Genomic DNA, 26,045 nt, shown 5'->3' on the forward strand with positions numbered 1-26,045 from the left:
AAAAAATGATAGGTTCACTTATACCCTCCTATAGATATTTATATGAAGAAAATGAGGTGTTTATTTTGTTAGTGTATAACCGCATTTCTATCATGGTCCCTCCCGTTCCGTAGCGAAAGAAAGTTTTAATAATCTGAGATTTGCTAAGTTATAGGAGGGGATTAGAAATGAAAAAAGTCTCAGTGCCATCGCTATGGTTAATGATTATTCTTATAGCATTTCCACAAATTAGTGAAACAATTTACACGCCATCTTTACCTGACATCTCTAAAGTGTTGCAGGTAAGTAATAATACTATGCAGTTAACCCTTAGTATTTACTTTGCCGGATTTGCTGTAGGAGTATTTTGTTGGGGATTTTTATCCGATTTTATCGGCCGTAAACCTGCTATGCTTTGGGGGATTGTAACATATAACATATGGTGTTGGGAGTTTACTGTGCTATTTGACGAGTTCCATTGAATTATTGCTTATCAGTCGTTTCGTACAAGCATTTGGGGCAAGTACAGGATCTGTTGTTACACAAACAATCTTACGTGAAAGTGTAGAAGGAAAGAAACGACATGTTATGTTTGCACAGATTTCAGCGGTTATTGCATTCACACCAGCTGTTGGTCCGTTAATTGGTGGATGGATTGATCAAATATTTGGGTTTAGAAGTGTTTTCTTTACTTTAGTTCTGATGAGTATTTGGCTATTTATTTGTACTTTTATGAAATTGCCAGAAACACGAACGTATGTAACGACAAGGAAAATAAACATTTTTTCTATTATAAAACGAATGATTTGCAATCCAAAAGTAATGACATATGGCATTTTAATCGGGGGAACGAACGGTATATTATTTAGTTATTACGCTGAATCACCGTTCATTTTTATTGAGTATTTTAAACAATCACCTGGTATGTTTGGTTTTTTAGGTATAGTGGTAGCTATTGCTTCTATTATTGGAGCGCAAATTTCAAAGCGACTACTTTTCAGTTATACACCAGAAAAAATTATTTATATCGGTTGTATGATAATGATAGGGGGAGTAACGATTTTATCAATAGTTACTTTAACTGAAACAGTTGCAACGGTTTTCTATATGACTATGTTTCTTATAGCAATATTTATATTGTTATTAGGAATCGGGATTGCGTTACCTAATTGTTTAAGTTTAGCGTTAGTAGACTTCCAAGATGTGATTGGAACGGCAGGTGCGTTATTCAGCTTAGGGTACTATATAATCGTTACCGTTACGATATGGGGAATGAGTCAACTTCATACAGGATCCTTGTTTATAATGCCACTATATTTTCTCGTTCTTGTTATGGTAATGACAATATTAACCCGCATATTTGTTTACAATGCTAAAATGGTAGAATCAGCCTAATAAAAAAGGAATCTCATCATATCTATGAGATTCCTTTTTGGATATAAATGTAAAAAAGTTTTGCGTATGTTAAACTAAAACATATCAATAGTAGGAGGGGTAGAATGAAAAGAGGGCATAGGTTAAAACTTGTTCTATTTGGTTGGTTTCTATTTTTATTATTACCTACTAGCGGTGTAGCACAAGGGAAAGTTGTATCTTCTGCATCTGACTCTATCAAAAACATACATGATGGGAAGCCGTATATGGAAGTATATAATGGAGAAGGGAAGGTAGTAAAGTCTTATTCTGAAGAAGAAATGGATGAATTAAAGCAGGATATTATTGCTTCAGATATTTATAAAGTACCTGAAGATGAAGAATTTTTTTCTTACTCTCTTGATGCAAATGGTCATATGATAAGCGCAGGGAATAAAAAAGTTTTGAAACGTCATCGGGCTGGTTTAGTAAAGGTGAAAGCTGCTAATTTATCTGTTTATAATTATGAGGAAACAGAATTTCATGGACATATTTGGATTGGACAAGGTAGAGATTACAATAAACCTCAAAATATAGTAGTAGATATGAAAAGTAAGTTTTCTAGAATGAAGATTCAATTATTGCATGAAGAACAAGAAATCGGAAGTGTAAAAATTGGTAATTTTGTCGGGGTATTAAACATCCCTGTTGCATCATTGACAGAACAAATTGGAAATGTGAAAATCAAATTTGTTAATGAAAGTGAAGCGGGAACAAGCGTGAGTTTACATGGCGGCCAAGTGTATTATAAATAAAAGGAAGGGAAGGAAACCCTTCTTTTTTCGTTCATAGGTATAATACAACCTTTAAATCAAATACATTTGATTTAAAGGTTGTATTGTGATGGGAATTTTGTCTATAATATAAATATCAAAAAAAATTGATGAAAGGGTGGGATGCATGAAAGAAAACTTTGAGCAATTTGAAAAGAAATTTAAAGCGCTTGCGGATACAAAAAGATTAGAGATTATGTATGAATTATGTCAACGTGGACAGACATGTGTATGTGATTTAACAGAAGTATTTGGTATTTCTCAATCTAAGCTTTCATACCATTTAAAAATATTACTTGATGCAAATTTAATTGTAAAGGAAACAAAAGGGACATGGAGTTATTACGATTTAAATGATGAAGAAGTCAATCATTTATTGTCGGAAGAACTTTGTTGTGTATTTCGAAAAACTGGAAGAGGTAGTTGCTGCTAAGTTTTTGTACTTTATAAATCAAAAAAACTTGATAAATGAAGTAATAGGTACATGTCGGAATTCATGCAACGAATTTGGAGTAATGCCTAGGAAGATAAGAATGAATGGGAGTTTTTCAACACGAGACGAACCATGAAGTTCTAAACAATTCTAATGAAAAAGAGAGCAGTACAACTTCATGTTGTGAAACAAAAAGGAGAAACGATGAAACGATTATCATTTTTAGATCGATATTTAACCCTTTGGATTTTTTTGGCGATGGTAGTAGGAATTGCAATAGGGTATCTATCCCCTAATTTTGTTGATGGAATGAATCGCTTACAGATAGGAACAACCTCTATTCCGCTTGCGATTGGCTTAGTTCTTATGATGTATCCGCCGCTTGCAAAGGTTCGCTATGAAGAGATGGGGCGCGTTTTTAAGGATGGAAAGGTACTTATATTATCACTCGTTCAAAACTGGATTATTGGACCAGTTCTTATGTTTATTTTGGCAATTATCTTTTTACCAGACAAGCCAGAGTATATGATAGGACTCATTATGATTGGATTAGCTCGCTGCATTGCAATGGTCATCGTTTGGAATGATTTAGCGAAAGGTGATACAGAATATGCAGCAGGATTAGTAGCATTTAACTCTGTATTTCAAATGTTATTTTTCTCAGTGTATGCTTATATATTTGTAACGATTATTCCAGAATGGTTAGGAATAGAAGGCGCTGTTATTTCTATTACAATGGTAGAGGTTGCTCAGTCAGTCTTGATTTATTTAGGAATTCCTTTTTTTGCTGGGATGTTTACACGTTTCATCTTTGTAAAAATAAAAGGGCGCCTATGGTATGAAAAAGTCTTTATTCCGAAAATAAGCCCGATTACATTCATTGCATTAGTATTTACAATCATTGTCATGTTTTCTTTAAAAGGAAATATGATTGTGAGCGTACCACTGGATGTTGTACGTATTGCGATTCCATTACTTATTTATTTTATCGTAATGTTCTTTGTGTCATTTTTTATGGGGAAAAAGATTGGGGCAGGTTACCCAGTCACGACAACATTAGCATTTACAGCAGGAAGTAATAACTTTGAATTAGCAATTGCAGTCGCTGTCGGTGTATTTGGAATTCAATCTGGAGCAGCATTTGCAGCGGTGATAGGCCCTTTAGTTGAGGTACCTGTTATGATTGCACTTGTAAATGTAGCGCTATGGTTTCAGCGTAAATATTTTCAAATAGAATCAAAATAAACATTTCTTATAAAAGGTGGACTTCATATGGAAAACAAAAAAACGATTTACTTCTTATGCACAGGTAATTCTTGTCGTAGTCAAATCGCCGAAGGATTCGGGGAAAAATATTTAGGAGACAAGTGGAATGTATATTCTGCAGGGATTGAAGCGCATGGCGTGAACCCAAATGCTATTCAGGTCATGAAAGAAATAAATATTGATATTACAAATCAAACGTCTGATAGGATCGATCATCATATTTTACACAATGCAGACCTGGTTGTAACACTGTGTGGTCATGCAAATGATGTATGTCCAACCACACCTTTACATGTAAAACGTGTTCATTGGGGATTCGATGATCCGGCAGGGAAAGAATGGGATGTATTCCAAAGAGTACGGAATGAGATTGGAGAGCGAATTAAAAAATTTGCTGAAACAGGAGAATGATTTGACTTAAAAAGAGGCTTCCTACCTATAGGAGAGCCTCTTTTTACATTATATTTTGAATGATTTTTTTAATAGAATCATAAACCAAATAAGACTTAGACCAATAATAGAATGAGAGATTGCTACGATATACGTTAAGCCTTTAAAATCTGTGCCATTTAGTTGAAGGAATCCCCGCGTTGCCATGGAAGCAAGGGTTAATATTAACCCGATATTATGAACGATAAACCACATATCAAAACCTTTTATTTTATGGAATGAAAATGATTTTGCTAATGCTAGAGCAATTAAAAAGAATAAAAATCCTAGTACGAGCGTGTGAGTATGTAAAAGATTTAATAGAGTAGAGCCGAGAATGCCTTTTGCTTTTGCGTATTCTCTCGCAAATACACCCGCTAATAACCCAATAATCAAATATACGAACGATGCATAATATAATTTTTTCATGATCATGTTCCCCCCTGAAGTAGTCATGTTGTGTTTGAAAGTAATAATCGTTACATATTTCTATGTTTTGTTAAAACACTTCCTCTCGTTTAACAAAGAGACTGTAATGACATAGACATTCGGTAGTATCCTTATAATCTCACTTTTTGATTTTTCAAGGAAAAGCGAATAAATACAGCAACTTAACATCATGTCATACGTTTAGTTCTAGATTTATTCTCTGTTCTCGTAACAAATATCGGGGTCTTAGTGATGAAAATGATAAAAACCCCCAGATTTCTAGGAGTCACGGCATAGCAACGGAAATTTGTAATCATTGTAATTATAGGATATCTATCTATACAAAACAATTGAACGTTATGTGAAAACTTATTTTATAGCGAAAAAGTCAATTGTGAGCATGATTTATAAAAGGTTTTTTATCGATTGAAAAGAAAAATTCCCTTGATTTGTAAAAAGAAAATTTATATGATTGAAGAAAACATATGAACACGTATTCATATGTTTTAGGGTAAAAAGGAGGATGCACATGTTAGATGTTATTATAATAGGAGCAGGTCAGGCAGGCTTAGCTATGGGGTATTATTTGCAAAGAGAAAACGATCACTTTGTCTTATTAGATGGAGAAGAGCGAATTGGTGATTCATGGAGAAAACGATACGACTCTTTGCAGTTATTTACACCGAGAGGGTATAGTGCATTGCCAAGTATGAGTTTAGCTGGAAAGCAAGATGGATTTCCAACGAAAGATGAAATTGCCAATTATTTAGAAGCATATGCAAAACATTTTTCTATACCAGTAAGGTTACAGATGAATGTTTCAAAGATAAGAAAAAAAGGGGATACATTTGAAGTCTATACTCCAGAAGAGGTGCTACAAGCTAAACAAGTAATTATTGCATCAGGTGCCTTTCAAAGACCGTTCATTCCCTCCATTTCCAAAAATCTTTCCAATGATATTTTTCAAATTCATTCTTCACAATATCAATCACCCAAACAAATTCCTGAGGGACCAGTTCTTGTAGTTGGCGGTGGGAACTCCGGTACACAAATTACGGTAGAGCTTGCGCAGTATCGTGATGTTACGATGGCTATTAGCCATCCGCTTTCTTTTTTACCATTAAAAATAATGGGAAAGAGCATTTTTGCTTGGCTTGAGAAAATCGGACTACTATATGCCGGAATCGATACGAGACGGGGAAGATGGTTTCAGAAACAGAAAGATCCTATATTTGGTTTTGAATGTAAGAGATTGATTCGTAATGGGAAAATAACAGTAAAATCAAAGGTAGTAAGGGCGTTGCAAAACAAAGTAATTTTTTCAGATGATAGTACATATCAAGTGCAAAATATAATTTGGTCTACAGGATTTATACCAAATTATCAGTGGATTGAAATAGAAGGTGCGGTGAATCAAGCAGGTATGCCAATTCATACAAGAGGAGTTAGTATAGTATCAGGATTGTACTATATTGGTTTACCTTGGCAACATCAAAGGGGCTCGGCACTTCTATGTGGTGTAGCGCGAGATGCAGAGTTTATATTGTCAATCATAGAAAGACAAAAAAAGGATCGGTAACAAATCGTACCGATCAAATATATGTACATGAATTAGGAGAGGCCAATCTTTTATTACATTCATTATAATTCATTTTAAGCGATGCGAAAATAGGAAGGGGAGCTTGAAATGTTGAGAAAGTTTTTTTGTAATGAAACATAAAGAGAATGAAGAGTGCTCTATAGGGATAGAAACGGATTAGATGTATTTTTTTGAAATGATCTATGATAGATTGATAGTAAGGGTATGTTGGTTAATTTTGTAAAATGTTTTTGGATAGGTAAAGAGGGGGATATCAGATGAATTTTGATGATCAACGTTTACTTGGAATTCGACTAGGTTCTCTACTAATAACAGAAGAGAATCAGTATTTAGTTATAAAGAAAAAGGAGCATTATTCATTATTAAACATTAAAACATTAGAATGTACATCGCTTGAAGTATCATTAGAACACATAGAAGAGATGCTTCAGGAAGACTTGCAGGAACATATACAAGAAATTATTGCACCAGAGCATTTAAAAATTGTTGCGAAAAATATTTTATAATGTAATCAATATACGTTGTTTGTAAGGCTGATGTGATAAGACATCAGCCTTATGATGATGCGCTATATACACCATTTCAAAATAAGTCCCGCATGTACAAGGCCGCCGCCAAATCCATATAAAAGTAATGTATTACCAGTAGTGATTTTTCCATCTTTCAACCCAATATCAAGTGCTAGTGGAATAGAAGCAGCAGAAGTATTTCCATAATATTGTAGACTTATAAGCGTGTTATCAAGAGAAATACCTGTTCGTTCACAAATGGATTCAATCATTCTTAAATTCACGCTATGTGGAATGAACCAGTCAATATCGGCTACATGTAAATCGTTTTTCTGTAGTAATTTTTGTACACCTTGAGGAACCGTATTTACAGCCCATTTGTATACGGCTCTTCCGTTTTGAACGAGATAAGGTGTGTCTTGTAATGGTGCTCCATTCATCGTTTTAGATAAAGCTGTTTGATATAAATGAATTCCCCAAGAACCATTAGATCCCATATAAGTTCCTAAAAAACTAGGATTATGTTCGTCATACTCTACAAGAGCTGCACCAGCGCCGTCACCAAAAAGGATGCAAGTAGTACGATCGCTATAATCTGTAATTTTTGACAGTGTTTCAGCGCCAATTACAAGTATCTTTTTGTTAGTCCTTGAAGTAATAAGGCCATTGGCAACAATTAATCCATAAACAAAACCTGCGCATGCTGCACTTAAATCAATTGCTCCTGTATGAGGGATTTCAAAATGAGCTTGGACTTGACTTGCGGTATTAGGGAACATGTAATCTGGTGTAGCAGTCGCAACAATAATTAAATCGACATCATTAATCGAAACATGGAATCGATCGATTAAGTTTTGGACAGCTCGAATGCATAAAGTTGTAGAGAATTCATTAGAGGAAGCGATTCTTCGTTCATGCATACCAGTTCGCTGAACAATCCATTCATCTGTCGTTTCTACAAGGTTTGATATGTCTTCATTTGACAATGCTTGCTCAGGCACATAAGTTCCGACAGCTGTGATTCGCGCTTTTGAATACATAATGACACCTGCCTTTATTACTAGGTTATAAGACTTAATGTAAATTGTATTATAATTTTTATGTTAATTCAATAATTTGTAAAATTCGGTCATTAAACATATGATGTTCATATGGAATTCGTATTGAAGGGGGAAGAAGTTGTAATGTTGATAAATAGAGTGATTTTATACAGTAATGCTTTAGAAGAAATGAAGGAGTTTTATGTACGTATATTAGGTTTTCGAGTATTACATAGTAATGAAATACGTTTTAGCATCCAAGTAGGGGAGAGCGAATTAGAATTTCGTAAAAATAATTTGAATACTAAACCTTTTTATCATTTTGCTTTTAATATACCGTCCAATCAGTTTTCTGAAGCAAAAGAATGGGCAAAGAATAGGGTGACTTTAAATATAGAAGATGGAGCGGATGAAGTATACTTTTCACGATCAAATGCACATTCGTTCTATTTCATGGATCCTGCGGGGAATATTGTAGAGTTTATCTCTAGGCATACTACATCTCCAGAAAGTAATGAACCTTTCTCTATTGATTCGATATTAAATGTGAGTGAAATGAGTTTGACGACAGATCATGTTCTCGCAGTAGGAAACCGATTGGTAGAATGTGGGATTTTGGTAAGAGACGGAGAAGCGTTACGTGATGGTTTTCAGTTTATGGGAAAAAATGGAGTCTACTTATTATTAGGGCCATCGGGGCGCCGATGGCTTTTCTCAGAGTTAGATGCAGAAGTTCATCCGTTAATGATAGAGATTGATCATGAAAAACAAATTGAGATAAATAGACAAGGAGTATGTAACATATCTATTAAAAAATAAAGGTTTCCAGAGAAGTGCCCTCATTCGTTTAAGGATGAGGGTGGTAGTATTACGGTGTTTTTGAGAGAATCTGGTACCGAAATATGTATAAAGTCCATCCTGACATAATGAGCGGGATGATAACTGTTTCATTTTCGATTTGCTTTTGTAAAATGAGCCAGCCGGCTATATCACATATTAAGTTCAATACAATGCAAAGAACGACAAATTGTTTGGAGAAAAGATAAAACAGATGGAAAAACGAACGGATGCTAGACTAAAGCGCATAGAGACTAGATTAGAGCTAATAACAAAACAAATGAGAATTAGAGAGATAGAACCTGAAATTAATCATGAACTAAGACAGCTTGTGAGAGATGGAAAAACAATCACAGCGATTAAGAAAGCGCGCGAAGCATTTGGTTATTCATTGCTGGAAGCGAAGGAATATGTGGATGCTTTATAACAATATAAAAAAATCCGTATATTAATATAGAATATCCTGAATGAAAAGTAGAAAAAAGATAAGTATATACAAAATTGCTTATCTTTTTTGTTTTGAGAAGTATTAGTGAATCATTCTCGTATTCACGTAAGCGGCCAATACAACATGTCCAACGATAATAATAGGAACAATAATTTGCGTATTTGGTGTAGTGAAGACACTACCAATTGTCGCAATGACACCAGCTGCTAAATTATAAATCCCAACTATGTTTGCTAGTTTTTTCTTATCTTTGACGCGTCTTTCATTAAAACCAGATAAGAGCCAAGTATATTGCTTCACACCTATAAAGTAAGATAATGCGAAAGAGATTATAGCAATAATACATAATGATGGAGAAGCGAAGAGAGCCATCGTTTCACCTCCGAAATTATTTTTACGTGCATTCTATAAATCGTCTAGCACTGTTAGAGAGCTTCCGATCTTTTAACCATATAATTGATGATTCAGACTGGAACGGAAAATCTATTAAGTCTACAATTCTAATAAATTCTTGCGGGATATAAGGTATGGAACTTTTTGGGAGAATGGAGGCTCCGATTCCAGCCATAATGAGCATAAGTACGAATGCAGAATCAGGGCATTCACACGCTATATTTAATTTTATACCACGGCGATTGCATTCATCAATGACGAGTTGATGATAGCTATCTTCTTTATCTTTATGTAACAGTAAAAGAGGGATATGATGAAGTTCGTTTATGGAGATTGGAAGTTGCGAGTGATGTAGTTCCCATTTAGCGGGCGCGACTAGTACGAACGGCTCTTTTGATAAACAAATGCTTGAAAAAATCTTCTTATTAAAAGGGGTGCGTAAGACAGCGAGCTCGATATTCCGATTTGCTAGATGCTCTGTTAAGTATAAAGGGCCTCCTTCCCATATTTTTAAGTTTACATTTGGATAGTTTTTTTGAAAATAACGAATTTTTTCAGATAGAAAAGGAATGCATGAATGAAAGGCTCCGATAGATAGATTTCCTCTCAGTCCTTCACCGGTATCTTTAATCTCTGTAATTGTTTCTTCTAGTTGTGCAATAATACTTTTTGCTTTCCTATATAGTATTTTCCCTTCTTCAGTTAAATGCATATTTCGACCGTTTCTTTCAAATAAGCTTACAGCTAATTCTTGTTCTAGTAACGATAGTTGTCTGCTTAAAGGCGGCTGTGCCATATGTAGTCGATGAGCAGCGCGTGTAAGTTGTCTTTCTTCCGCGATTACAATAAAGTATCGAAGTTGTCTTATATCCATTTTCAACCCTCTTTCTATACCTTTTTTGTATACAAAAACAACCTTATAAATAGTTTTTATATAATACGTCACATGATATCATAAATGAAAGATTTTAAAAATAGAAAATTCTAAAAATTAAAAATATAAAAGTGTTTTTAGTAAGTTCATAAGTGAAAAGTATATGATACCGTTTCGGGGAGGAGATTTTTTATGAAAGTTTCGTTATTTATTACATGTATATCAGATATGTTTTTTCCTCAAGTAGGTAAGAGTGTTGTGGAAATTATGGAGAAATGTGGAGTAGAAGTGGATTTTCCTGAAGGCCAGACTTGCTGCGGTCAACCTGCTTACAATAGTGGATACCAAAAAGAAGCAAAGCTAGCAGCAAAGCAAATGATAAAAGCATTTGAGCATAGTGAATATATTGTCACTCCTTCCGGATCTTGTGCTAGCATGGTTCATCATTATTATAAGGAGCTGTTTAAGGATGATCATGAATGGTATGAAAAAGCAGTGTATTTAGCAAATAGGACGTATGAGTTAACAGATTTTTTAATGAATGTACTTGGAAAAAGGGATTTGAATTCTAAGCTAGATAGGAGAGCGGTTTTTCATCAATCTTGTCATATGAGCCGCGGACTGGAGATAAAAGACGAACCGCTAGAGTTACTTTCACAAGTAAAAGGGCTAGATGTAAAAGAATTGCGATATTGTCAAGATTGCTGCGGATTTGGCGGGACTTTTGCGGTAAAAATGAGTTCGATTTCTGAAACAATGGTCGATGAAAAAATAAAATATATTGAGGAGGCAGAAGCTGATCTCTTAATTGGAGCTGATATGGGGTGTCTTATGAATATTGGCGGGCGGCTTAGTAGGAAAAATAAAGAGATTCAAGTGTTACATATAGCAGAAGTACTGGCGAAGGGGCTGGAGAAATGAGTGTAGTGCAGGGACTAGAATTTTTTGGAAGAGTAGATCAAGCATTGAAAGATTCGCAAATGAGAAGTGCGGTTCCGTTTACACAAGACAGGCTTCGGGTAGGAAGGGAACGAGCTACATCTGAATTAGGGAATATTGACGAATGGCGTGAAGCAGCATCTGAAATTCGGATGCATACAATTGAAAATTTAGATAGTTATTTAGAACAGTTAGCCACAAATGTTCGGAAAAATGGTGGACATGTATATTTTGCTTTGAAAGCAGAAGATGCCGTATCGTATGTTTCTGAAATTACAAGAAAGAGAGGGGCGAAATCGGTTATTAAATCGAAGTCTATGGTTTCAGAAGAAATACATCTCAATCAAAACTTAGAAGAGATGGGATTGAAAGTGGTAGAGTCCGATCTTGGGGAATATATCATTCAATTGGCCGGAGAAGCACCATCGCATTTAATTGCCCCGGCCATTCATAAGACGAAAGAACAAGTAGCAGAGCTTTTTTCTAAGGAAGCTGGAAGAGAAATACCGGTTGATACAGATCAGCTACTACAATTTGCTAGGGAAAAGTTACGTAAAGAATTTTTAGAAGCGGATATTGGTATCTCGGGTTGTAATTTTGCTGTAGCAGAATCTGGATCTGTCGTTCTTATAAGTAATGAAGGAAATGCTCGCCTTACGACTACATTGCCAAAAGTTCATATCGCTATTATGGGAATGGAACGTCTTGTCCCGACATGGAAAGATCTTGATATTGTCGTTTCCATGCTAACAAGAAGTGCGACTGGTCAAAAAATTACGTCCTATGTAACTGGAGTGAATGGACCACGTTTACCGGAAGATAAGGATGGACCTGAAGAATTTCATTTAATTATTTTAGATAATGGCCGTTCAGATATTTTAGGAACCGCTTACGAAGAAGTGCTTAAGTGTATTCGCTGCGGTGCGTGTGTAAATGTTTGCCCTGTATATCGCAATATTGGAGGACATGCTTATGGAAGTGTGTATAGCGGGCCGATTGGTGCGGTGCTAGCGCCTTTATTAGAAGGATATGAAGAATTAAAAGAATTACCCTTTGCATCTAGCTTGTGCGGGGCATGTACAGATGTTTGCCCAGTAAAAATTCCGTTACACGACCTTCTCATTGAGCATCGTAAAGATGAGGTGGAACAAGGGTTTATAACGAAATCTGAGCAACTAGCTTTTAAAGGTTTCGCATTTATGGCGAGTCATCCTTTTGTGTATGAGAAAGGTGTTAAAATGGCACATGCTGGCTTATCCATTTTTGCAAAAGATGGTTATATCGCGAAGGGGCCAGGTCCATTAAAGGGGTGGACAGAGAGTAGGGATTTTCCAAAACCTGCGAAACAATCATTCCGAGATTGGTGGAGAAAAGAAAAGAGGGATTCATAACATGACAGACGTACAAGAATCTTTTTTAAACAATATTGCACGTAAACTAGGGCGAAACCGCCGCTCTGGGGTAATCCCGCCTAAGTGGAATAACAATCCGCTTAGGCACTTTCCTAAAGAGATAGATCACGAAACGTTAGTAGAACAGTTTATTGCAAATTTACATGCGTTACATACAGAAGTAAGTCACATATATCGCTCAGAAATAGAGAATACCCTTCAGTACGTTGCGGAAAAATTTGATGTTCAATCGGCGGTGTATTGGGATGATGAGAGATTGCACCAGCTTGAAATAGGAGAGTATTTAACAAAAAATTTCATCTCTCATCGAATTTGGCAGAGTAAGGGTGATGAAAGGGAACTACGAGACTATGTAGCTCGAGCAGATATGGGAATTACTTATGCTGAAATGGGACTAGCAGAAACAGGAACGGTTGTTTTATGGAATGGCGGTGGGCGTGGGCGTTTAGTTAGTATTTTGCCGCCAGTTTATGTGGCAATCCTTTCGGAACAAACCATCTATAGACGCTTAACAGAAGGAGTGACTGCAGTGCATGAATACGTTCCAAATGGACTACCTACTTGTATTAACTTTATTACTGGTCCAAGCAGGACGGGTGATATTGAAATGGAGTTAGCTTTTGGCGTTCATGGCCCTGGAAAGGTTCATGTCATTCTATTAAAAGATTAGAGGGAAAAACAAGAGTATACGAGAGGGAGTGGGGAGTTTGATGAAGAACAAATTCCGCTATTATGTTTTTGCGATGCTTACGTTAATTACGATGGTGAATTATATTGATCGCGGAGCTATCGCCTATGCACAGTCTTTTATTATAAAAGAATATGGCTTTGATCCGAAGGAATGGGGAGCGATATTAGGGTATTTTGGTTACGGTTACATGATTGGTTCTTTATTAGGAGGTATTTTTTCAGATGAAAAAGGACCAAAGTTTGTATGGATTGCAGCAGCAACGACATGGTCCATTTTTGAAATTGCGACAGCTTTTGCTGGAGAAATAGGAATGGCTGTTTTGGGGGGCTCTGCTTTAGCGGGATTTGCTCTGTTTCGCGTTTTATTTGGATTCACAGAAGGGCCATCTTTCGCGGTTTCGAATAAGACAGCAGCAAACTGGGCAGCGCCAAAAGAAAGAGCCTTTCTAACATCTCTTGGTTTTGTTGGTGTTCCGTTAGGCGCAGTGTTAACTGCACCTGTAGCGGTTCTGTTACTCTCTTTTACAAGCTGGAAAATGATGTTTTTTATCCTTGGTGCAATTGGAATTGTATGGGCGATTATTTGGTATTTTACTTTTACCAATATGCCTGAAAATCACCCGCGAGTAACGAAAGAAGAACTAGCTGAAATACGAAGTGCTGAAGGTGTACTTCAATCGGTAAAAGTAGAAAAAGGAATCAAAAAAGAGCCATGGTATTCCTTTTTTAAAGTTCCAACATTTGTTTTGGTTACATTAGCATATTTTTGTTTTCAGTATATTAATTTCTTAATATTAACTTGGACACCGAAATATTTGCAAGATGTATTCCATTTTGAATTATCTTCTCTTTGGTATCTTGGCATGATTCCTTGGCTTGGCGCTTGTATTACTTTGCCGTTAGGGGCGAAGCTATCGGATCGTATTTTACGTAAAACAGGAAATCTTCGTTTAGCTCGAACGGGGTTGCCGATTATCGCTTTATTCCTTACAGCACTTTGCTTTAGTTTCATTCCAGCGATGGATAATTATGTGGCTGTACTAGCGCTTATGTCACTTGGAAATGCATTTGCTTTCTTGCCAAGTTCATTATTTTGGGCAATTATTGTCGACACAGCTCCTGTTCAAGCAGGAACCTATAGTGGAATTATGCATTTTATTGCAAATATCGCGACAATCTTAGCTCCGACTTTAACTGGATACTTAGTTGTAAGTTACGGATACCCTTCTATGTTTATTGTAGCTGCCGTATTGGCCGCTATTGCAATGGGAGCGATGTTGTTTGTGAAACCAGGGCAGCAAACTAGGCCTGAAAGTTTGTTTAACTGGAGAAGTAAGGAGAGACTAGAGGAGCCTCGTGCGAATATTTAACATCATTTACAATCATTGGTTTCTTTTATTTTGGAGAAAGTATCAATGTGATTAAGATACTAGCGATGCTTTTTATTTTAATTGGAGTCGTGATCTTAAATTTGAATAGTACGGCACATGAAGAGAAGAAAAAAGAAGAAGTGGAGGAACGTATACGTTGAATCGTTTAAAATATTTTTTCCTTATTACTGATATTGGATTTATTATATATTGGTTCATAACAATTTTTCATATGATTCCACAAGAATATTTGTTTAAAGATTATCAAGATCCTATTTTAGTAGCATGGAACTGGTCTTTTCTACCATTGGATTTATTCATCTCATTGACGGGATTTGTAAGTTTATATTTGTATGCTAAACAAAAGCATACTTGGAGCCATTTTGCGTTCTTATCATTAATTTTAACTTTTTGTTCAGGATTACAAGCTTTAGCATTTTGGACAATCCGTTTAGATTTCGACATTTCTTGGTGGATCCCTAATTTATATTTATTACTTTATCCATGTTTTTTCTTAAAAGGTATTTGGAGAGAATGTGGATGGTATGGGGCTAAAAAAGTGAGATAATCGCTCTGTTTCTCGGTGCGAAAACATTCTAAAAAATCACTATTCTCTCATTTCTTCTAAATCGATGAGAGAATAGTAATTATTCAATTTCTTCACCTAGTCAATTGAAATCTCCCATCACTTCTTGATTTCAATTGCTGAAGCCTTATCGTTCCAATCCGGAGCTAGATTCGCAGTTTTGCCATACCAATCAGAGTGTCTAAATAAGACGCCTTTGCCATATCCTTGAGTTGAAGTATGCTCCCATAGTGTTGTCGAATAGCTTGCAGAAGGTGATGCCGTACTTACGGAAGAGATTCTGTCATTCCAACTAGAAGGCAAGTTTTTAAACCCACTGCTCCAATAAATATATTGTCCACCTTTATTTTTATGTTCATAGAAATCAGTACTACCAGCACCACTACCTAGGGGCTGTATTTTATTTTTTAGTCTTTGTTTATCTTTTTCAATGAAAGCATCCAAGGTTTCTTTACTAGTAAAACCATACGCTAACCAATCTCCGTTTTTATTTTGTTTAGGTAGAACCATCGTTATTTTTATGTCTTTGTTAGATGGATGATTCAATGTAGCCAGAGAATCTACATTTTTCTAATTTGATCCAATAAACTTTTTCTATTTTTTGTTTAAATTTATTCAATAATTGTTCTAGTATATATTCTTTCGATGTTAATCCATTTAAGTCATATCTGGACAACTAGCATTACTAATGGCAAGTAGATTTGTAAATTGAATGATTGGTAATGATGATCTACACATAGTACAGGAACAAGAAATTGCTAGTAAAGAGACGGAGATAGAACAAATTCAACATGAGGATGGATCTATCACAGAAAAGCATGTAGAAAGAAAAGCACGAACAATAAGGATCAAAACCTTATCATCAAATGGATATATTTAAAAAATGGTGTGAGTTAGGAGTTATAATAAAGGCGTGAGGTTAGCAATTATGATTAGCCCGTTATTATTTAGATAGAAAAAATTTTAACATTTGGGGGTAAATATGGTAATATTGAAATGATTGTAAAACTAAATATTTAATTTTTTGAATATATTGAATACGATGCGGGAAGTGGTAGAGATGCTGTCATTTGGTTTTCGTATGCGAAATTAGCAGAGAAACCAAATTGTTTTACGTTAATTTAAAGATGTTCATGCTGTACTTACCGCCTCGTTCATGGAGCCGTATATTGCTTAATTTTTTAAAAGAGAAAGTTATGAACATGTGATCATCTTGTAAAAAGTTTAAGACTATCAAATAATAGTTGATGACTAAAAGGTGTTTTCTATTGACGAAAGCACCTTTTATTAATATATAATGCCATTTTTTCTGGGGAACAGAGGGAGAGAGCGGCAAATAAAATAATAAAAGGGATGGAAAATTATGAAAGCAAAGAATCTAGTATGTTTTGCACTTCCACTTATGCTATTAGGAGGTTGTGGAACAGACTCATCAGAGAAAGATTCTAAGAAAGCAGCGACTACAGTACAAGATGAAGATAAACCATCAACAAGTAAAAAGGAAGATAAGTCTTCTACTGAGAAGAAAGAAGATGAACAAACAGCGGTAAAAGGGGATCAACTAACAGTAAAAGAGTATCCTTCTAAAATTATGGCTTTAGCTGCTGAATTAATTAAAACGGGTGTTGATATACAGACAATGGCTACTTCAAATAAAACTGAAGCTGAGAAGATAAAGGAGTTTGAAGGATTAGTTGAGAGAGTAAAAGTGACGACAAAAAGTATTAAAGAAGTAAACCCACCTAATGAATTTAAAGAAGACCATCAAACTGTAATTAAAGCGATGGATACTTACAGTAAGGCCTATACTCTTCAACTAGAGTCTGTAAAAGAAATGGATGAAGAGAAGATGAAAACTTCATTAAATATGATAGCAGAAGGAGGTAAGTATTGGAAAGAAGCTACAGCAAACATAGCCAAGAAGAAAGGTGAACTAGCAAAAAGAGGAGACGGTACTGTATCTAACAAAGAAACAAAGGACCTAGATAAGAAAGAAGGAATTGACTATGATGCAGTTCAAAGTAATGTAGTAGACGGTACGGAACTAATCGGTAACTGGGGAGTACAGACTACTGAGGGATTCAAGTTAATATTTATTTTAAAAGGTGGAAGTTCTAAAACTTTTGAAGTTTACAATGCAGGTGATTATCCAAATAAAACCAATCATATAGAAGGTACATGGGATTATGATAAAAATTCTTTAACATTAAACCTTCATATTACGAAGCAAATGTCAAATGGGGTAGAAGCAGAAGTTGTTCACAAAGACATTGCTTATAAAGTTCAAAATTTTGATAGAAAGAACTTACAGTTGTTTAATGATAAATCATCCAATACAACTAGATATGTAAAACAAAGCTAAAAATAAGTAAGGGTTAGGTCTTGTGATCTAGTCTTTTGTTCGTGCCTACACCATAGGTTAATGTCGGGTATTTTGTAATAGCTGCAGAACATCAGAAGAAGCTAAAAGAGGAAAGAGAGATTAATAAGTTCATATAAAGCAATTAGAACAACTTTTGAATAAAGATGCGATACTCTATCTTTTTAATCAAAGATTTCTAAATGAGTTTTGATTAAATTTTTTTAGAAAAAATTAGCAAGTTATAAAATACCAGAAGTAAAGTTTGTGGAGTATTTACCCAAAACCTCATTAGGTAAAGTTTTAAAAAGAGAGTTGAGAAGTGCTGTTTTCGCATAAGAAATAGTAGTGTACAAATGAGAAGAAGTCCAGCTAATGTGTTGCTATAGCTGGACTTTCCTATAGCGAAGTGGGGTTTTATACAAAATATGCAATGTTTTACTTGCATATTTAGCAACCATCGATGGTTATTGAACATGTAGAAATCTATTACAGATTATTCTTCAAAAACAAAATAATAAAAATTAGGAGTAATTTACAATTATCATATGAGGCAAGGGGAGGAATTTTTTATCAAATTTGTTTTCAAAGCATGCATTACTAAATTGATTGAAATAAAATTATCAAACGATATTTGCTGATTACAACTTATTTGCGAAAAAATAAACAGAATAATACAGTATTTATTGATAAAACCACCTTCATGTTACATATATTTACATTTTTTGCTATTGTATAGTTGTAGTTTGATTATATAAAAGGAGGAATGGGAATGAAGAGCTCGATTGTACATATAAACAGTAGTCGGAATTTTAAAAAGTTATCTGCAATTCTGTTGTCCCTCGTTGTATTCATTATGATAGTAGCACGCCCATCGAATGAAGCGTTGGCAGCTAGTCAAACAAATATGGATTCGCTAAAAGGAGTTCATTTTATTCATGGAAGTTGGACGATAGCTCTACAGGCAGCTCATTTACAATATGTTTCTGCAGAACCGAATGGGAATGTAATAGCTAATCGTAATGTAGTGAATGATTGGGAAAAGTTTGAACTAATTCCTACCGGTGAACTATATACGTATGCTTTAAAAGCAAAAAGTAATGGAAGATATGTGTCTTTTGAACCAAATGGTAGAGTAGTAGCAGATCGTACATCTATCGGTTCTTGGGAAAAATTTATGTTATATAATGGCGGGGATAGTAGAATATATGTATTGCAAGCTCTTAGTAATGGAAGATATGTATCGGCTAATGGTGGGAAAGAATTAGTAGCTAATAGCTATGTAGCTGGAAGTTGGGAAAGGTTTGTTATAGTGTATTTCTAGTATAAGTGTTAATCATATGAAGTATATAGTGATTGAATAAGCTATGTAAGTATTTAATAACACTCATACATTCTTTTAGGAAGGGAGATACTACAAACAGTGTGGTATCCCCTTTTAAAGTTATTTAAAATACCCTTATCCAACTATTTAGGATGATTTGATTGATGAGAGCGCATCATTTTCATTTTTAAAATCAATATTTGTATTTATATTGATTAAATGAACTTAGTGGTATATGAATGCGTATTTAGACAATGTATTGTAATGAAATAGATAAATACGAATTATAAAGGGAAAATAACTTACGAAAGTTAGAGCAGTAGCTATAGAAGGCAATATCGGTAATTAATTTTTAATGATAGTAGGGCTATATGTAAATTAGGCGCTTGAATAGAAAATTTGTAATAGCATTTGTGCAAACCTTCAAGAAGTGGTTGTATGAGTTTCCGAAGAGTATAATGTTTAAGAAAAATACATAATATTTGATTAAAAAAAGCTACTGTGTAGACAGTAGCAAAAGTATCGGTGCATGCTTCAACAAGCTAGGGCTTTTGAGGCAGTTTGAGCTTTTAAGTGTCTTTGCTCGTATTACAGCTTCAAAATGCTCCCCACAATGAATAAATCATCCCAACAACAAAAAAAGCTAAACCTAAAGCAAAAACAACTAAAGCGAGTATTCCGTTTCTGTTGTTTTCCATAAAATGTCTCCTTATAATGTTATATTCAAAAAAACTTTAGTTATAATTATGTCTAAATGTTATAATTATCATACTTCTCAGTTTATATAATGTTGTATTTTATAAATGATTGTGAGTTTAACTAATATTTAAAATCACAATCATTTATTTACATTCGTACAATAACCGATCCACCACCATTGGAAATAATTTGTTTTTGTTGCTCAATGGATCGTAACAATTGATTGCTATCTTCAATTAGCTTAATGAGATGATCTAAACGATTTTCAAACCTAGTCATTCGTTGCATTAAGTATTGTATATTTGAACTTGGATGGTTATTTCTAATTGGATAATGTGGATGTGAATTCTGATATGGGTGCATATGCTATAAACCTCCTTGTTCCATATTATATTTAGGTATTTTATATTATGTGATGAAAATGTGAGAGTTCGCCTATTTTAAAATGAAACAAAAATACTACTTTAGCAACAAACACAAAGGACCTGCCATGGGGTGCAGGTCCTTTGTAAAAAAGTGTATAAGAGAAAATTAATGGATTAACTATATATTACCAATAATAGTAATTAGGTTCTATATGTTAGGTGTTGAGAAATAAATAATACAAATTTCATTTTGTAAAAGGAGGAATGGATGTAGAAGGATGAGCAATGGGTACAATTTACATCAACAGATAAATATGTTTTAAGTACATCATGACAAGATTTACAGAGGCTAGAAAAAATACTTGATCGTGTCGAGAATCTTACGAACAAAGAGATGTAAGATAAGGCATGGCTTATCTCTTGAACTCAAAAAAGAGCAGCTAGCAAAAGCTAACTGCTCAACTCTTGGGTAAGTTAGAAAAGGTTATCAACAGTATTGACAGGATATTAAGTTTTATTCGTTGAGAGGCTTAAAAAATAATGCGTATCTAGAAATCATACAATAACAAGGGATGTAGACGAGCAGGAAGCAATATAATGAATAGGGGAGAGTTTCCAAAATGGTACCTCAATGTGTATCTGAAGAGTATTGGTGTCTGCTAGAGGGAGTTTCTCTCTTTTTTGGACAGGACAAGCTCACTTCCTTCTGTTCCATTAAACACTCATAAAACCTCTCTTTATCGTTTGATGCTATCATGCATCTATCATTTGTAGAAGGAGAGCGTTGGATGTAGTAATGCTATGACAGGGTCTGCTCAACGACGAGTAGGCCCTTTTTTATTTCTATTAATTTGGTTATAAAAAATCTGTAAGGTGAGGGGATACAAAATGAAGAAAATAAAGGTATTACATTATGAGGCATTTAGTCATAAACCAAATATGGGAAATCCAGCGGGGATTGTATTAGATGCAGAAGGGTTAACAGATTATGAGATGCAACGTATAGCGGAAAAGGTAGGATTTAACGAAACCTCTTTTGTATTCTCTTCAAATGTTGCCGATATAAAGATTCGTTACTTCACGCCAGGTTATGAAATGAATCTTTGTGGACATGCAACAGTGGCTACTATATACGCTCTTTATACAAGAGGAGTATGGAAAGAGGCTCGTGACCTTTCGATTGAAACGAAAGCTGGAATTTTGCCAGTATACGTAGAAATAGATGGAAATGGAGAAGTATATGTTCGAATGCGCCAAGTAGAACCACAGTTTCAAGCATTTCATGGCTCTAAAGAAGAGATAGCACGGAGCATTGGTCTTCATGAAGAAGATATAGATGAAACATTACCAATTGTATATGGAAGTACAGGGGTTTGGACATTATTAGTACCTATTAAAACATTGGCTGCCTGCGAAAAGATGAGGCCAAATAATAAGCTATTTCCATCTATTTTAGTAGAAATACCTGAGGCATCTATTCATCCGTTTTGTTTCGAAACGTATCATGAAGAAGCGCATATGCATGGTCGTCATTTTTCATCACCGTATGCCGGAACAATTGAAGATCCAGTAACAGGAACAGCTTCTGGTGTAATGGGAGCCTATTATGCTACATTTTTGAAAGAAGATAAAAAGCGGGAAATGAGATGTATTGTTGAACAAGGACAGGAGATACACAAGGATGGACGTGTGCGAGTGTATGTACAGAGAACAGAGAAAGATAATGTATTGCATGTTGAAGTGGCAGGGACAGCAGTGTATGTAAGAGAATTTGAAATTTCAGTGTAAGGATAAAAAAGTTCGGGATATGACCGAACTTTTTTCATTTGTTGGTGACTTCAATAAATGATGTTGACCCGTTATGTCTTATTACAGAATGGAATTTTTGACTTTCTAATGTTTTCGCAACTTGTGTTAACTTATTCGGATCATCATGATGAATGAGCAAGCTGTCCACTCCGCTTTCTTCAATATGAATGTGTTCAATATGACCAACAGCGTTTTGAATTGCTTGCAAGAAATCAGGTTTCATACAATGCCTCCTATATGTTTAAAGTATTTTTTTATTATTCCCGTATTTGTTAAATATAAAAGCAAAGAGAGGGGATTTGTGAAGCTGAGCGAAGTGACAACATGATTAGAAGCAGAAGAAGAATGAAAAATAGTAGCTACTGCATTATCAATAAAAAACAAATCGTATTTCTTTATATAATATAAGAATTTCTAAAGGTTTTTTCCCGTAATTGTCTAATCATAGTAAGGTGGTTTTATTATGGTAATTCTATATATTTGTGAGGTAGGAATAAGAAAAATGAATGTTTCAGAAATCATGGAGTAATTACTTGGAAACGGTGCTATTGATGGGGATTCAAAAAAGTACAAAGTATGAGCTGGTGGTACAATAAGTAAGATATTTATACATAATAAGGAGAGAGAAAAATGAACACATTCGTATGTTTTGGTGATAGCATTACAGCCGATGAAACATTTTGGAATGGTGCACGTCGGTTAACCCCGCGCTTACAAGAGCAATTTCCAGAGTGGAAAGTTGTAAATGCGGGAGTTCCTGGTGACGATACATTAGATGCTTTAAGAAGAATAGAAGAGGATGTTTTATCTTTGAAACCAGACTTTGTAACGGTCTTTTTTGGGACAAATGATGCGGCATTTCATAAGCAAGTGCCAAAGGAAAAATATAAAGAAAATGTAACAAAAATTGTGCGAAGCATTTCTCCAGAAAAGGTACTTCTTATTAGTCCTGCGCCAGTCGATGAGGAAAGACAACATGCGAGAACAAACGAAGTGTTAAAGCAGTATGCAAAGGTGATGGAAGAAGTAGCGAAAGAAACAAAAAGCCATTTTCTAGATTTACATTCTCTTATGATACAAGAATCCAATTATAAAAGATTTTTAGAGAATGAAGAACGGGATGGATTGCATTTTAGTGAGCAGGGGTATGAATATTTAGCTACTATAATTGGTGATACATTAAAAGGGATTTTTAAATAGATGTTTCAAATAAAAAGGAGTCGATCGACTCTTTTTTATTTGAAACATGACGTTATTTCTTTTTCTTTGGTCTACGTACTAATTCACCTCCACAATTTGGACAAATATGATGCGTGTTTTCAGTACATGGAGCACAAAATGTACATTCATACGTACAAATATAAGCTTCCGAATCTAATTGTAGTGAAGTGTTGCATGTTTGACAGTTTGCTTTCATGTCCAATGCCATAGAAATCCTCCTATTGTGTGAATATTTATAAATTAATGGTAACATAAATAGAAAGATACTACCTTTACAAATAGAAGGAAAACATAGAATACAGGTGACATTTGAAATGAAATGTTAGCACATATTGTGAATAAAAAACCATCACGTTTGACTGTACAGTTTATGTATTGTATGATGTTCTTAATATAAATGAGGGGGGAAGATCGTTGGGAAGGTGTATCGAATCGGACAGTTGGCTCACTTGGCTCATGTTTCGAAACGAACGATTGATTATTATACGAATCTAGGTATCTTAAAAGCGGAGCGATCTCAATCCAATTATCGCTATTACGACGAAACAGCATTTGAAACACTACAATTTATTGAGAAATGCAAAGAAATGCATATGCCGCTTTGTGAGATTAAAGAGAGGATCGAGGAGAAGAAAAAGCTGCTCGGTATCAATGAACACGTTTCGAAACAGGTGAACGAAGTGACAGAACATATCCAACGATTAGAAACAGAGTTAACACAGTTAAAACCTCTGTTAGATGGATTGACTGATTCACAACGAGAAAAAATATCAAAATCTTTATCTGGTCAAACGACAGCTTTGATGCAAACACTAATGATGTTTTTATAGTGTAAATTGCATCTATCCCCTTTAATTTCTGTATAGCGCTATGTTTTCTAAAGAAAAGAAACGTAAATGAGAAAACATTATAGTATACAGGAGGTGAACACCTTAGTTTTTTACTAAGGGGATTCATTGGAGATATTTAATTTAGTCATGGTTGCGATTTTAATCGCATTTACTGGATTTTTCGTAGCAGCGGAGTTTGCGATTGTAAAAGTACGTTCAAGTCGCATTGATCAGCTTGTTGCGGAAGGCAAACGCGGTGCGCTAGCAGCAAAAAAAGTAACAACGAATTTAGATGAATATTTATCTGCTTGTCAATTAGGGATTACAGTTACAGCGATGGGACTTGGTTGGCTAGGTGAACCGACGATAGAAAAATTATTGCGTCCATTGTTTGAAAAGTGGAATTTAAATCCTTCCATTTCACATGTGTTAACTTTTGGCCTTGCGTTTATGATTATGACATATTTGCATGTTGTAGTTGGAGAACTAGCTCCGAAAACAATGGCAATTCAAAAGGCTGAAAGAATCACTTTATTATTTGCTGGACCTTTAATGATATTTTATAAAGTGATGTATCCGTTTATTTGGATACTAAATAGCTCAGCTCGTGTTGTAACAGGTTTATTTGGCTTAAAACCAGCTTCTGAGCATGACGTAGCACATACGGAAGAAGAATTACGTCTTATTCTTTCGGAGAGCTATGAAAGTGGAGAAATTAACCAAGCGGAATATAAATATGTCAATAATATTTTTGAATTCGATAACCGCATTGCTAAAGAGATAATGGTGCCACGAACAGAGATTGTTGGTTTTTATCTTGAAGATTCAGTAGAAGAACACATGAAAATTATCCAAAATGAGCGATATACACGTTATCCAATCTTTGGAGAGGATAAAGATGATATTATCGGTATGGTGAACGTAAAAGATTTCTTTATTCGATATATGAACAATGATACAAAAGACTTATCATCCATTCGTGCGTATATGCGCCCAATTATTGAAGTGATGGAAACAACTCCAATTCATGATTTACTTCTACAAATGCAGAAGAAGCGAATTCCGATGGCTGTATTATATGATGAGTACGGAGGAACAGCTGGAATTGTAACGCTTGAAGATATATTAGAGGAAATTGTTGGGGAAATTCGCGACGAATATGATGAAGATGAAGATCCGCCCATCCAACACGTAAATGAACATCATAAGATTGTGGATGGAAAAGTGTTGATTTCAGAAGTGAAAGATTTATTTGGTCTACACATTGAGGAAGAAGATGTAGATACAATTGGCGGATGGATTATGATGCAAAATCATGAGATTGAAGAAGGACAATGTGTGGAAGCAGAGAATTATGAATTTAAAGTGCTTGAAAAAGATTCTTATCAAATTAAGCGCATTGAAATTCGGAAAATTGATCATCAACAAGAACAAGCAGCAACTGTTTAGGTGGCTGCTTTCTTTTTGAATCAAAATAAAATTGATAACTAGGAGCGGATATTGTTGATTCAAATGGCGTTGCGCGTTTATCGACTGCAATTGTATATGATTTTTAGTGGTTTGCTACTGATAGGAACGATTACTCCGTTTTCCAAACAAGTAACCGGATTTGGGATTGGGTTAGCAGTAAGTGCATATTGTCTTTGGTTATTAGCTAGACGAGTTGAGAAAATAGGACGAAATATTATATTGAAGAAACGAGTTCCTGGGATCGGCATCTTAAATCGTTTTGCAGCTGCGATATTAGGAGCCATTATTATGTATGAAATTGAACATGAAATGGAAATGTGGGCATTTGGAACGGGAATTTTAGGGGGGCACTTTTTGATGATTGCAAACTTAGCTTATGCAAATATGCAATTAGTGAAAGAAGAAAACAAGAAAAAATAGAAAGTATACTTACTACATGCAGAGCGCTATGTGACGTATAAGAAAATTCTTAAAAAATTTCAAGGAAAACCATCGCTTTCTCAAGGTTTTGTATGTTATGATGACAAAAGACTTTTTGAAAAGAGGTG

At 34.9% G+C, this 26,045-nt stretch carries 29 protein-coding genes and 3 pseudogenes; 24 read left to right on the forward strand and 8 right to left on the reverse strand.

Annotated features, from left to right (window positions below; genetic code table 11):
• Window positions 1-167 precede the first annotated feature (167 nt).
• From MR063_RS12215 to arsC, 5 genes and pseudogenes are all read left to right on the forward strand, one after another.
• Window positions 168-1,374 (forward strand): annotated as a pseudogene (locus tag MR063_RS12215) (multidrug effflux MFS transporter).
• A gap of 104 nt (window positions 1,375-1,478) precedes the next feature.
• Window positions 1,479-2,147 (forward strand): hypothetical protein, encoded by a 669-nt coding sequence (locus tag MR063_RS12220; RefSeq protein ID WP_242198043.1) that lies wholly within the window; start codon window positions 1,479-1,481, stop codon window positions 2,145-2,147.
• A 145-nt stretch (window positions 2,148-2,292) separates the two neighbouring features.
• Window positions 2,293-2,598, forward strand: a complete 306-nt coding sequence (locus MR063_RS12225) for an ArsR/SmtB family transcription factor (protein WP_242198045.1) — start codon at window positions 2,293-2,295, stop codon at window positions 2,596-2,598.
• Between the two features lie 204 nt (window positions 2,599-2,802).
• Window positions 2,803-3,843 carry an ACR3 family arsenite efflux transporter gene (gene arsB / locus MR063_RS12230; RefSeq protein WP_242198193.1) on the forward strand — a complete coding sequence of 347 codons (1,041 nt, stop codon included), beginning with the start codon at window positions 2,803-2,805 and terminating at the stop codon, window positions 3,841-3,843.
• A 27-nt stretch (window positions 3,844-3,870) separates the two neighbouring features.
• Window positions 3,871-4,275: an arsenate reductase (thioredoxin) gene (gene arsC / locus MR063_RS12235; protein WP_242198047.1), complete on the forward strand. Its 405-nt coding sequence runs from the start codon at window positions 3,871-3,873 to the stop codon at window positions 4,273-4,275.
• A gap of 48 nt (window positions 4,276-4,323) precedes the next feature.
• Here arsC and MR063_RS12240 read toward each other — a convergent pair whose 3' ends face one another.
• Window positions 4,324-4,722: a DUF2871 family protein gene (locus MR063_RS12240; RefSeq protein WP_242198049.1), complete on the reverse strand. Its 399-nt coding sequence runs from the start codon at window positions 4,720-4,722 to the stop codon at window positions 4,324-4,326.
• Window positions 4,723-5,251: 529 nt separating this feature from the next.
• Here MR063_RS12240 and MR063_RS12245 point away from each other — a divergent pair.
• Both MR063_RS12245 and MR063_RS12250 read left to right on the forward strand, forming a co-directional pair.
• Window positions 5,252-6,301, forward strand: coding sequence for a flavin-containing monooxygenase (locus tag MR063_RS12245; protein WP_242198051.1), 1,050 nt, complete (start codon window positions 5,252-5,254; stop codon window positions 6,299-6,301).
• Between the two features lie 278 nt (window positions 6,302-6,579).
• Window positions 6,580-6,828, forward strand: a complete 249-nt coding sequence (locus tag MR063_RS12250; RefSeq protein ID WP_242198053.1) for a hypothetical protein — start codon at window positions 6,580-6,582, stop codon at window positions 6,826-6,828.
• 62 nt (window positions 6,829-6,890) lie between these two features.
• Here the strand turns inward: MR063_RS12250 and MR063_RS12255 are convergent, their stop codons facing one another.
• Window positions 6,891-7,871: a ketoacyl-ACP synthase III gene (locus tag MR063_RS12255; protein WP_242198055.1), complete on the reverse strand. Its 981-nt coding sequence runs from the start codon at window positions 7,869-7,871 to the stop codon at window positions 6,891-6,893.
• 144 nt (window positions 7,872-8,015) lie between these two features.
• On the opposite strand from MR063_RS12255, the gene MR063_RS12260 reads away from it, so the two are divergent.
• Together MR063_RS12260 and MR063_RS12265 are read left to right on the forward strand one after the other, a co-directional pair.
• Window positions 8,016-8,690, forward strand: coding sequence for a VOC family protein (locus MR063_RS12260; RefSeq protein WP_242198056.1), 675 nt, complete (start codon window positions 8,016-8,018; stop codon window positions 8,688-8,690).
• 208 nt (window positions 8,691-8,898) lie between these two features.
• Complete coding sequence (locus tag MR063_RS12265; RefSeq protein WP_277927858.1) at window positions 8,899-9,135, forward strand: hypothetical protein; 237 nt, start codon at window positions 8,899-8,901, stop codon at window positions 9,133-9,135.
• 102 nt (window positions 9,136-9,237) lie between these two features.
• On the opposite strand, the gene MR063_RS12270 is transcribed toward MR063_RS12265, so the two are convergent.
• Window positions 9,238-9,528: a DUF3784 domain-containing protein gene (locus MR063_RS12270; protein WP_242198062.1), complete on the reverse strand. Its 291-nt coding sequence runs from the start codon at window positions 9,526-9,528 to the stop codon at window positions 9,238-9,240.
• 22 nt (window positions 9,529-9,550) lie between these two features.
• The gene (locus tag MR063_RS12275; RefSeq protein ID WP_242198065.1) at window positions 9,551-10,423 is read right to left on the reverse strand and encodes a LysR family transcriptional regulator; all 873 of its coding nucleotides are present in this window, start codon (window positions 10,421-10,423) and stop codon (window positions 9,551-9,553) included.
• A 192-nt stretch (window positions 10,424-10,615) separates the two neighbouring features.
• Here MR063_RS12275 and MR063_RS12280 point away from each other — a divergent pair, with 192 nt between their 5' ends.
• From MR063_RS12280 to MR063_RS12305, 6 genes and pseudogenes are all read left to right on the forward strand, one after another.
• Window positions 10,616-11,344, forward strand: coding sequence for a (Fe-S)-binding protein (locus MR063_RS12280; RefSeq protein WP_242198068.1), 729 nt, complete (start codon window positions 10,616-10,618; stop codon window positions 11,342-11,344).
• The gene (locus MR063_RS12285; protein WP_242198069.1) at window positions 11,341-12,753 is read left to right on the forward strand and encodes a LutB/LldF family L-lactate oxidation iron-sulfur protein; all 1,413 of its coding nucleotides are present in this window, start codon (window positions 11,341-11,343) and stop codon (window positions 12,751-12,753) included. Before MR063_RS12280 ends, MR063_RS12285 begins: the two co-directional genes overlap by 4 nt.
• A gap of 1 nt (window position 12,754) precedes the next feature.
• Complete coding sequence (locus MR063_RS12290) at window positions 12,755-13,444, forward strand: LutC/YkgG family protein (RefSeq protein ID WP_242198071.1); 690 nt, start codon at window positions 12,755-12,757, stop codon at window positions 13,442-13,444.
• A gap of 40 nt (window positions 13,445-13,484) precedes the next feature.
• Window positions 13,485-14,834: an MFS transporter gene (locus MR063_RS12295; protein WP_242198072.1), complete on the forward strand. Its 1,350-nt coding sequence runs from the start codon at window positions 13,485-13,487 to the stop codon at window positions 14,832-14,834.
• 8 nt (window positions 14,835-14,842) lie between these two features.
• Window positions 14,843-14,995: pseudogene (locus MR063_RS12300) on the forward strand (DMT family transporter); the annotation flags it as partial.
• Entirely contained in the window at window positions 14,992-15,402 is a 411-nt protein-coding gene (locus MR063_RS12305; protein WP_242198074.1) for a DUF5360 family protein, read from the forward strand. The pseudogene MR063_RS12300 and the gene MR063_RS12305, both read left to right, overlap by 4 nt.
• Before the next feature lie 117 nt (window positions 15,403-15,519).
• Here the strand turns inward: MR063_RS12305 and MR063_RS12310 are convergent, their stop codons facing one another.
• A complete protein-coding gene (locus MR063_RS12310) occupies window positions 15,520-15,975 on the reverse strand; it encodes a hypothetical protein (protein WP_242198195.1) in 456 nt (151 codons plus the stop codon).
• Window positions 15,976-16,132: 157 nt separating this feature from the next.
• On the opposite strand from MR063_RS12310, the gene MR063_RS12315 reads away from it, so the two are divergent.
• From MR063_RS12315 to MR063_RS12325, 4 genes and pseudogenes are all read left to right on the forward strand, one after another.
• Window positions 16,133-16,300 carry a hypothetical protein gene (locus MR063_RS12315; RefSeq protein WP_242198076.1) on the forward strand — a complete coding sequence of 56 codons (168 nt, stop codon included), beginning with the start codon at window positions 16,133-16,135 and terminating at the stop codon, window positions 16,298-16,300.
• A 483-nt stretch (window positions 16,301-16,783) separates the two neighbouring features.
• Window positions 16,784-17,782, forward strand: coding sequence for a DUF3994 domain-containing protein (locus MR063_RS12320; RefSeq protein ID WP_242198078.1), 999 nt, complete (start codon window positions 16,784-16,786; stop codon window positions 17,780-17,782).
• 225 nt (window positions 17,783-18,007) lie between these two features.
• Window positions 18,008-18,118 (forward strand): annotated as a pseudogene (locus MR063_RS22300) (class I adenylate-forming enzyme family protein); the annotation flags it as partial.
• 433 nt (window positions 18,119-18,551) lie between these two features.
• The gene (locus MR063_RS12325) at window positions 18,552-19,103 is read left to right on the forward strand and encodes a fascin domain-containing protein (protein WP_242198080.1); all 552 of its coding nucleotides are present in this window, start codon (window positions 18,552-18,554) and stop codon (window positions 19,101-19,103) included.
• Window positions 19,104-19,949: 846 nt separating this feature from the next.
• Here the strand turns inward: MR063_RS12325 and MR063_RS12330 are convergent.
• Window positions 19,950-20,165 carry a hypothetical protein gene (locus MR063_RS12330; protein ID WP_242198082.1) on the reverse strand — a complete coding sequence of 72 codons (216 nt, stop codon included), beginning with the start codon at window positions 20,163-20,165 and terminating at the stop codon, window positions 19,950-19,952.
• A gap of 890 nt (window positions 20,166-21,055) precedes the next feature.
• Here MR063_RS12330 and MR063_RS12335 point away from each other — a divergent pair.
• Window positions 21,056-21,955, forward strand: coding sequence for a PhzF family phenazine biosynthesis isomerase (locus MR063_RS12335; RefSeq protein WP_242198084.1), 900 nt, complete (start codon window positions 21,056-21,058; stop codon window positions 21,953-21,955).
• A gap of 34 nt (window positions 21,956-21,989) precedes the next feature.
• Here MR063_RS12335 and MR063_RS12340 read toward each other — a convergent pair whose 3' ends face one another.
• Window positions 21,990-22,199, reverse strand: a complete 210-nt coding sequence (locus MR063_RS12340; protein ID WP_242198086.1) for a hypothetical protein — start codon at window positions 22,197-22,199, stop codon at window positions 21,990-21,992.
• Window positions 22,200-22,606: 407 nt separating this feature from the next.
• On the opposite strand from MR063_RS12340, the gene MR063_RS12345 reads away from it, so the two are divergent.
• Window positions 22,607-23,176: an SGNH/GDSL hydrolase family protein gene (locus MR063_RS12345; protein WP_242198087.1), complete on the forward strand. Its 570-nt coding sequence runs from the start codon at window positions 22,607-22,609 to the stop codon at window positions 23,174-23,176.
• A gap of 52 nt (window positions 23,177-23,228) precedes the next feature.
• Here the strand turns inward: MR063_RS12345 and MR063_RS12350 are convergent, their stop codons facing one another.
• Window positions 23,229-23,405, reverse strand: coding sequence for a DUF1272 domain-containing protein (locus MR063_RS12350; protein ID WP_242198089.1), 177 nt, complete (start codon window positions 23,403-23,405; stop codon window positions 23,229-23,231).
• Between the two features lie 214 nt (window positions 23,406-23,619).
• Here MR063_RS12350 and MR063_RS12355 point away from each other — a divergent pair, with 214 nt between their 5' ends.
• The 3 genes from MR063_RS12355 (at window position 23,620) to MR063_RS12365 (ending at window position 25,917) form a co-directional block, all read left to right on the forward strand.
• Window positions 23,620-24,027: a MerR family transcriptional regulator gene (locus MR063_RS12355; protein ID WP_012094595.1), complete on the forward strand. Its 408-nt coding sequence runs from the start codon at window positions 23,620-23,622 to the stop codon at window positions 24,025-24,027.
• A 126-nt stretch (window positions 24,028-24,153) separates the two neighbouring features.
• Window positions 24,154-25,476 (forward strand): hemolysin family protein, encoded by a 1,323-nt coding sequence (locus MR063_RS12360; RefSeq protein ID WP_242198091.1) that lies wholly within the window; start codon window positions 24,154-24,156, stop codon window positions 25,474-25,476.
• A gap of 54 nt (window positions 25,477-25,530) precedes the next feature.
• Window positions 25,531-25,917 carry an ATP synthase subunit I gene (locus tag MR063_RS12365; RefSeq protein ID WP_242143321.1) on the forward strand — a complete coding sequence of 129 codons (387 nt, stop codon included), beginning with the start codon at window positions 25,531-25,533 and terminating at the stop codon, window positions 25,915-25,917.
• The last annotated feature ends 128 nt before the right edge of the window (window positions 25,918-26,045 follow it).

The organism is Bacillus cereus group sp. BfR-BA-01492, from assembly GCF_022662815.1.
Lineage (GTDB): Bacteria > Bacillota > Bacilli > Bacillales > Bacillaceae_G > Bacillus_A > Bacillus_A cereus_BD.

Excerpts from the sequence above, each read along its gene's own strand:
- MR063_RS12290 (WP_242198071.1), top strand. The coding sequence starts at position 12,755 with ATGACAGACGTACAAGAATCTTTTTTAAACAATATTGCACGTAAACTA.
- MR063_RS12280 (WP_242198068.1), top strand. The coding sequence starts at position 10,616 with ATGAAAGTTTCGTTATTTATTACATGTATATCAGATATGTTTTTTCCT.
- MR063_RS12320 (WP_242198078.1), top strand. The coding sequence starts at position 16,784 with ATGAAAGCAAAGAATCTAGTATGTTTTGCACTTCCACTTATGCTATTA.
- MR063_RS12240 (WP_242198049.1), bottom strand. The coding sequence starts at position 4,722 with ATGAAAAAATTATATTATGCATCGTTCGTATATTTGATTATTGGGTTA.
- MR063_RS12245 (WP_242198051.1), top strand. The coding sequence starts at position 5,252 with ATGTTAGATGTTATTATAATAGGAGCAGGTCAGGCAGGCTTAGCTATG.
- arsC (WP_242198047.1), top strand. The coding sequence starts at position 3,871 with ATGGAAAACAAAAAAACGATTTACTTCTTATGCACAGGTAATTCTTGT.
- MR063_RS12340 (WP_242198086.1), bottom strand. The coding sequence starts at position 22,199 with ATGAAACCTGATTTCTTGCAAGCAATTCAAAACGCTGTTGGTCATATT.
- MR063_RS12220 (WP_242198043.1), top strand. The coding sequence starts at position 1,479 with ATGAAAAGAGGGCATAGGTTAAAACTTGTTCTATTTGGTTGGTTTCTA.
- arsB (WP_242198193.1), top strand. The coding sequence starts at position 2,803 with ATGAAACGATTATCATTTTTAGATCGATATTTAACCCTTTGGATTTTT.
- MR063_RS12330 (WP_242198082.1), bottom strand. The coding sequence starts at position 20,165 with ATGCACCCATATCAGAATTCACATCCACATTATCCAATTAGAAATAAC.
- MR063_RS12315 (WP_242198076.1), top strand. The coding sequence starts at position 16,133 with ATGATTGGTAATGATGATCTACACATAGTACAGGAACAAGAAATTGCT.
- MR063_RS12350 (WP_242198089.1), bottom strand. The coding sequence starts at position 23,405 with ATGGCATTGGACATGAAAGCAAACTGTCAAACATGCAACACTTCACTA.
- MR063_RS12260 (WP_242198056.1), top strand. The coding sequence starts at position 8,016 with ATGTTGATAAATAGAGTGATTTTATACAGTAATGCTTTAGAAGAAATG.
- MR063_RS12270 (WP_242198062.1), bottom strand. The coding sequence starts at position 9,528 with ATGGCTCTCTTCGCTTCTCCATCATTATGTATTATTGCTATAATCTCT.
- MR063_RS12325 (WP_242198080.1), top strand. The coding sequence starts at position 18,552 with ATGAAGAGCTCGATTGTACATATAAACAGTAGTCGGAATTTTAAAAAG.
- MR063_RS12255 (WP_242198055.1), bottom strand. The coding sequence starts at position 7,871 with ATGTATTCAAAAGCGCGAATCACAGCTGTCGGAACTTATGTGCCTGAG.
- MR063_RS12345 (WP_242198087.1), top strand. The coding sequence starts at position 22,607 with ATGAACACATTCGTATGTTTTGGTGATAGCATTACAGCCGATGAAACA.
- MR063_RS12285 (WP_242198069.1), top strand. The coding sequence starts at position 11,341 with ATGAGTGTAGTGCAGGGACTAGAATTTTTTGGAAGAGTAGATCAAGCA.
- MR063_RS12335 (WP_242198084.1), top strand. The coding sequence starts at position 21,056 with ATGAAGAAAATAAAGGTATTACATTATGAGGCATTTAGTCATAAACCA.
- MR063_RS12275 (WP_242198065.1), bottom strand. The coding sequence starts at position 10,423 with ATGGATATAAGACAACTTCGATACTTTATTGTAATCGCGGAAGAAAGA.
- MR063_RS12225 (WP_242198045.1), top strand. The coding sequence starts at position 2,293 with ATGAAAGAAAACTTTGAGCAATTTGAAAAGAAATTTAAAGCGCTTGCG.
- MR063_RS12295 (WP_242198072.1), top strand. The coding sequence starts at position 13,485 with ATGAAGAACAAATTCCGCTATTATGTTTTTGCGATGCTTACGTTAATT.
- MR063_RS12250 (WP_242198053.1), top strand. The coding sequence starts at position 6,580 with ATGAATTTTGATGATCAACGTTTACTTGGAATTCGACTAGGTTCTCTA.